At 62.7% G+C, this 6391-nt stretch carries 5 protein-coding genes and 1 riboswitch; of the genes, 3 read left to right on the top strand and 2 right to left on the bottom strand.

Annotated features, from left to right (window positions below; genetic code table 11):
• Positions 1-365, top strand: a 365-nt coding sequence (locus ACYP2A_RS16335) for a glycosyltransferase (protein ID WP_459746561.1), incomplete at its 5' end; no start/stop codon positions are given.
• 10 nt (positions 366-375) lie between these two features.
• Here ACYP2A_RS16335 and ACYP2A_RS16330 read toward each other — a convergent pair.
• Entirely contained in the window at positions 376-1815 is a 1440-nt protein-coding gene (locus tag ACYP2A_RS16330) for a TolC family outer membrane protein (protein ID WP_459746559.1), read from the bottom strand.
• A 152-nt stretch (positions 1816-1967) separates the two neighbouring features.
• Positions 1968-2072: riboswitch (TPP riboswitch) on the top strand.
• Between the two features lie 159 nt (positions 2073-2231).
• Between ACYP2A_RS16330 and thiC the strand changes: the two genes are divergently transcribed.
• A complete protein-coding gene (gene thiC, locus ACYP2A_RS16325) occupies positions 2232-4121 on the top strand; it encodes a phosphomethylpyrimidine synthase ThiC (RefSeq protein WP_459746558.1) in 1890 nt (629 codons plus the stop codon).
• A 149-nt stretch (positions 4122-4270) separates the two neighbouring features.
• On the top strand, positions 4271-5560 hold the full coding sequence (gene cytX / locus ACYP2A_RS16320) for a putative hydroxymethylpyrimidine transporter CytX (RefSeq protein ID WP_459746557.1): 1290 nt from the start codon (positions 4271-4273) through the stop codon (positions 5558-5560).
• On the opposite strand, the gene ACYP2A_RS16315 is transcribed toward cytX, so the two are convergent.
• A complete protein-coding gene (locus ACYP2A_RS16315; RefSeq protein ID WP_459746553.1) occupies positions 5529-6275 on the bottom strand; it encodes an RsiV family protein in 747 nt (248 codons plus the stop codon). The two genes, cytX and ACYP2A_RS16315, sit on opposite strands and share 32 nt — an antisense overlap.
• Positions 6276-6391: the final 116 nt, after the last annotated feature.

Genomic DNA, 6391 nt, shown 5'->3' with positions numbered 1-6391 from the left:
CCGCCGTGCTGCTCGGCGACACCATGGGCGAGTTGCTGTTTCTCTACGCGCTGGCCGATTGCGCCTTTGTCGGCGGCAGCCTGGTCGCCAATGGCGGGCATAACCTGCTGGAGCCGGCGGCGTTGGCGAAGCCGGTACTCAGCGGACCGTACTTGTTCAACTTCCTCGAAATCGCCGCCATGCTGCGCAGCGCTGGCGCCTTGCTCGAAGCCAGCGACGCGACAGCATTGGCGACAGCGGTGCAGAGCTTGTTCGACGATCCCGAAAAGGCCCGCCGCATGAGCGATGCCGGGTTGCAGGTGATGAAAGCCAATCAGGGCGCGTTGCAACGGTTACTGGATGTGATTGCCCGACTGGCCAAATAATCGCCCGTTATCAGCGTTTCGCCGGGCGCTCGAAATTCTTGCGCGCGGCTTCGGCCAGGTCCGGTGGCAAAAAGTCCTTGTCCGGGTTGTAGTCGGGCTTGAGGTAGCGGGCCAGGTCCTGCAAGTCATCCGGGCTTAATGTGCCGGCGGCCTGTTTCAGGCGCAGGCTGTCGAGGATGTAGTCGTAGCGGGTGTTGTTGTAATCGCGCACCGAGGCATACAACTGGCGCTGGGCGTCGAGCACATCGACGATGTTGCGGGTGCCGACCTGATAGCCGATTTCCGTGGCCTCCAGCGCGCTCTGGTTGGAGATGATCGACTGCTTGCGGGCTTGTACCTGCTCGACATCGGTGTTCACCGCGCGGTGCAGGTTACGGGTGTTTTCCACCACCTGGCGGCGCAGGCCCTCGCGGCGTTGTTCGCTCTGGGTCAGGCGCGCATAGGCTTCACGCACTTGCGAGCTGGTCAGCCCGCCGCTGTACAACGGAATGTTCAACTGCACGCCAATCGTGCGCTGCTCGACATCGCCGCCATAGTTTTGCCCGGTGTAGTTGGGGTTGGTCAGGCCCAGCGCATCGTTGTCGCCGCGCTGGTAAGTGGCCACGGCATCGACGGTCGGTGCGTGGCCGGCCTTGCGCTGGCGCACGGTCTGCTGCGCGGCTTCCACGGCATGGTTGCTGGCTTGCAGGTCGAGGTTCTGCTGGGCGGCGGTGTCGACCCAGGCCTTGGCGTCGTTGGGCGAGGGCGGCAGCACCGGCAGGCTGTGAACCATGCCCTCGATGGCGCTGTACTGGCGATTGGTCAGGGTGACCAGCGCCTGGAAGGCGTCGTCGACCTGGCGCTGGGCGATGATCCGGTTGGCCCGCGAGGTGTCGTGGCTGGCTTGGGCCTGGAGCACGTCGGTCTTGTCCGACAGGCCGACGTTGAAGCGTTCGTTGGCCTGGTCGAGCTGGCGCTTGAGTGCCGATTCTTCGGCCTTGGTGGTGGCCAGGTTGTCCTGGGCGCGCAGCACCGTGAAGTACAGCTGCGCCGATTGCAGGATCAGGTTCTGCTCGGTGGCCGACAACTCCAGCGCCGCCTGCTCGTTCACCGCTTCTGCAGCCTGCAACTGGAACCAGCGGTCGGCGCGGAACAGCGGCTGGCTCAGGGTCGCCTGATACACCGTGCCGCTGCGGCTGATGGTTGCCCGGGGCTGATCGATACTGGTGCGGGTGTTGTTGCTCTGCGCGCTGGCCGAGAGGTTCGGCAGCAGGCCGGCGCGGGCCTGCGGTACGCCTTCGCTGCGCGCCTGGTAATCGGCGCGGGCTGCCGCCAGGTCGGCATTGTTGTCCACTGCCTGCTGGTAGACATTGACCAGCCCGGTGCTGGCGGTGAGCGGGGCATCGTAGGCCCAGGCGTGGGGGCTTGAAGCAAACGACACAGCGATGACCCACGACAGTTTGCGCAGCATGAGGCGTTTCCTTTTCCTGAAAATAATGCAGTCGGACCGGGCTTGCGAGTGTAGAGCCTGACGTTGGGCGCAACAATCGGTCATATCGGCCATTTATCGCAGGTGTTGCAAAGGGGACTGGCGCTTGGCCCCCTGGCCGGCATAGACTGGCGCCGTTCTTGTCGGGGTGCCTTGCTATGAGGCTGAGATCGGTTAAACCGGATCCCGTTGAACCTGATCAGGTTAACGCCTGCGTAGGGAACAAGATTGCTCGCTCCCGGCGAGTCCTCTTGAGTGTCGTCCGGGGTCGTGCGTTCAATTTATTCGAACACCCGCCTTCTTGCGATGCTCTGCGTCTTTGTTTTTATAAAGCGCGCCCCCCGTCTGTTCAGGTCACTCCGACAATCAATCCGCCCAGGATGTCAGGAGAGACCGTGATGAGTACAAAATCAAAAAACGCACCCCATCTGAGTGAATCGGCCCAGGTCGACTCGGGCTCGGTATTGCCCTTCACCCGTTCGCAGAAAATCTATGTGCAGGGCTCGCGGCCGGACATTCGCGTACCGATGCGCGAAATCAGCCTGGACGTGACGCCGACCGATTTCGGCGGCGAAATCAATGCGCCGGTCACCGTCTACGACACCTCTGGCCCCTACACCGATCCCAATGTGATCATCGATGTGCGCAAAGGCCTGGCCGATGTGCGCACGCCGTGGATCGAGTCGCGTAACGACACCGAACTGCTCAGCGGCCTGAGTTCGAACTTTGGCCAGCAACGCCTCAACGATGCCGAACTGACTGCGCTGCGCTTTGCCCACGTACACAAGCCGCGCCGCGCCAAAGCCGGCGCCAACGTCAGCCAGATGCACTACGCGCGCCAGGGCATCATCACCGCCGAGATGGAATACGTCGCCATCCGCGAAAACATGAAACTGCAAGAGGCCCGCGCCACCGGCCTGTTGCAGCAGCAACACGCCGGGCACAGCTTTGGCGCCAGTATCCCCAAGGAAATCACCGCTGAGTTCGTGCGCGAAGAAATCGCCCGCGGGCGGGCGATCATTCCGGCCAACATCAACCACACCGAGCTTGAGCCGATGATCATCGGCCGCAACTTCCTGGTGAAGATCAACGGCAACATCGGCAACAGCGCGCTGGGGTCGTCCATCGAAGAGGAAGTCGCCAAGCTGACCTGGGGCATTCGCTGGGGGTCGGACACGGTCATGGACCTGTCGACCGGCAAGCACATTCACGAAACCCGCGAGTGGATCATCCGCAACTCGCCCGTGCCGATCGGCACGGTGCCAATCTACCAGGCGCTGGAAAAGGTCGGCGGCGTGGCCGAAGACCTGACCTGGGAGCTGTTTCGCGACACGCTGATCGAGCAGGCCGAGCAGGGCGTCGACTACTTCACCATCCATGCCGGCGTGCTGTTGCGCTATGTGCCGCTGACCGCCAAGCGCGTCACCGGCATCGTCAGCCGGGGCGGCTCGATCATGGCCAAGTGGTGCCTGGCGCACCATAAAGAGAACTTCCTCTACACCCATTTCGACGACATCTGCGAAATCATGAAGGCTTACGACGTCAGCTTCTCGCTGGGCGACGGCCTGCGTCCGGGCTCGATTGCCGACGCTAACGACGCGGCGCAGTTCGGTGAGCTGGAAACCCTTGGCGAGCTGACCAAGATCGCCTGGAAGCACGACGTGCAATGCATGATCGAAGGCCCGGGCCACGTGCCGATGCAGTTGATCAAGGAGAACATGGACAAGCAGCTTGAGTGCTGCGACGAAGCGCCGTTCTACACCCTTGGCCCGCTGACCACCGACATCGCACCGGGCTACGACCACATCACCTCCGGCATCGGTGCAGCGATGATCGGCTGGTTCGGCTGCGCCATGCTCTGTTACGTCACACCCAAGGAGCATTTGGGCCTGCCGAACAAGGATGACGTGAAGACCGGGATCATCACCTACAAGATCGCCGCTCACGCTGCCGACCTTGCCAAAGGTCATCCGGGCGCACAGATCCGCGACAACGCCTTGAGCAAGGCGCGCTTTGAATTCCGCTGGGAAGACCAGTTCAACCTTGGCCTGGACCCGGACACGGCACGTGCCTACCACGACGAAACCCTGCCCAAGGACTCGGCCAAGGTCGCGCACTTCTGCTCGATGTGCGGGCCGAAATTCTGCTCGATGAAGATCACCCAGGAAGTACGCGAATACGCCGCCAACCAGCGCATCGACAGCGTCGATGTGTCGGTGCAAGAAGGCATGCGCGAACAGGCCGAGCGCTTCAAACAGGAAGGCAGCCAGCTTTATCAGAAGGTTTAAACACACAACCCTTGTAGGAGCGAGCTTGCTCGCGATTGAGCGCGGAGCGCTCACAAAAATCGTCAAAGCTCTGAAAATTTACGGCTGCTAGCGCAGCCGATCGCGACCAAGGTCGCTCCTACAGGCCACCCACCCATTGAGATTCTGATGTGAACACACCCGGCACCTATTCCCCCGACCTGCCTGTCTCCGCCGAGCGGCGGGTGTTCGGTGGGCGCGATCTGTTTTCCCTGTGGTTTTCCCTCGGCATCGGCCTGATGGTTCTGCAAACCGGTGCGTTGCTGGCACCGGGGCTGGGCATGAGCGGTGCGTTGCTGGCCATTGCGCTGGGCACGCTGGTCGGTGTTTTGCTGCTGGCCAGCGCCGGGGTGATCGGCACCGACACCGGGCTTTCGTCCATGGCCTCGCTCAAGCTCAGCCTCGGGCGACGCGGGGCAGTATTGCCGGCGATCCTCAACCTGCTGCAACTGGTGGGCTGGGGCTCGTTCGAGATCATTGTCATGCGCGATGCCGCCAGCCTCTTGGGGGCGCGGGCGTTCGGCGAAGGCGGTCTGTGGACCAGCCCGCTGCTGTGGGCGCTGTTCTTCGGTGGCCTTGCCACCTTGCTCGCGGTCAGCGGGCCGCTGACCTTCGTGCGCAAGATCCTGCGTCAGTGGGGCATCTGGCTATTGCTCGGTGCTTGCCTGTGGCTGACCTGGAATTTGCTGGCCAAGGCCGATCTGGCGGCGCTTTGGGCACGTGGCGGCGACGGCTCGATGCCGTTTGCGACCGGGCTGGACATCGCCATTGCCATGCCGCTGTCGTGGTTGCCGCTGATTGCCGATTACTCACGCTTCGGGCGCAAGGCGAAACCGGTGTTCTTCGGCACCGTGCTAGGTTATTTCATCGGCAACTGCTGGCTGATGAGCCTGGGCGTTGGCTACACCCTGGCGTTTGCTTCGGATGGCGAAGCCAATGCCTTGCTGCTGGCGCTGGCCGGCGCCGGAATGGGCATTCCGCTGCTGCTGGTGCTGCTCGACGAGTCGGAAAAGGCCTTTGCCGATATTCACTCGGCGGCGGTATCGAGCGCCATGCTCTCGGGGCTCAAGGTCGAGCACCTGGCATTGGCGATTGGTGTGCTCTGTACGCTGATCGCCTGCTTTGCGCCGCTGGCGCAATACGAGAGCTTTTTGCTGCTGATCGGCTCGCTGTTCGCACCGTTGTTCGGTGTGGTACTGGTCGACCACTTCGTCCTGCGCCGACGTCGTTCGCCGGCTCAGGTGCCGGGCCTGCGCGGTTTGAGCCTGCTGGCCTGGCTGGGCGGGGTCAGCACCTATCACTTGCTGGCCAATCTGTACCCGGAGATCGGCGCCACATTGCCGGCGCTGTTCACCGCCGGCCTGCTGCAGTTGGTGCTGGGGCGCGGTGTCAGCCGCGACCGGGGAACAGCTCCGGCTTGATCACGCCATTGAGCTGCGGATACGGAATCTTCAGCTCGATATGGCCCATGGCATAGGGCGCAATGGTGGTCACCGGGTACTTGAGGATCACCGCGCCGTAGGTCAGGGCCACATTGGGGGTGCGCTTGAATGGCCAGGTCTTGATGAACTCAGGGTCTTCATTGACCTTGGTCGAGGTCATCCAGGCCTGGTGGGCGAGCTGGGCCTTGTCCCAGAACTCGGCTTCCTTGCCCGGCACGACCATGTCGGCCAGGGTCAGCACTTTCTGTTGCTGGCGCGAATAGCTGAACACTGCGCGACCCGGGTCGCCATGCGCGCCGCCGGTGTCCAGGTAGCTCGACAGCTCGATGACCACAATGCCGTCATGCTGCTCGCGGACCTTGGCCTGCAAGTAACTGCTGTTGCGGCCCTGTGCGCTGCTCAAGAACTGTTGTTCGTAGGCTTTGAGCGTGGCCGCCGGGGCCGTGCCTGCTTCGCTGCCGGCCATCTGCAGCAGGTTTTTCTGCACGATGGCGTCAAGCCGCGGTTCGGCGGGGAAGTGCACGGTATCGATGTTCACCAGCGGGCAATCGTCGCTGCTGCAGCCCGGCTTGATCTGCTCCCAGGCTTCGCGCTCCACTTGCAGCGGGGCACGCATATTGGGTGTGAACAGGCTTTGGCAGGCACCCAGCGTAACGGCCAGGCAAGCCAGTGCGGCGATCTTCGATAACGACATTGATGATCCTTGGCGGTTTCGGAAAAAACGCATGTGGCGTGCGTATGCAGGCTGCTTGGACTGCAAACCCGGCTTTCGGTTCGCCACTGGGCGGATTAGAAATGCTTTGGCGCCTG

Source organism: Pseudomonas sp. 3A(2025), from assembly GCF_054589175.1.
The sequence above is the reverse complement of the archived record's forward strand: the minus strand, read 5'-3'. Positions and strand labels throughout refer to the sequence as shown.

What these genes read in the sequence shown, in the direction of transcription:
- ACYP2A_RS16330 (WP_459746559.1), bottom strand. Translation starts at nt 1,815, where the DNA reads ATGCTGCGCAAACTGTCGTGGGTCATCGCTGTGTCGTTTGCTTCAAGC.
- thiC (WP_459746558.1), top strand. Translation starts at nt 2,232, where the DNA reads ATGAGTACAAAATCAAAAAACGCACCCCATCTGAGTGAATCGGCCCAG.
- ACYP2A_RS16315 (WP_459746553.1), bottom strand. Translation starts at nt 6,275, where the DNA reads ATGTCGTTATCGAAGATCGCCGCACTGGCTTGCCTGGCCGTTACGCTG.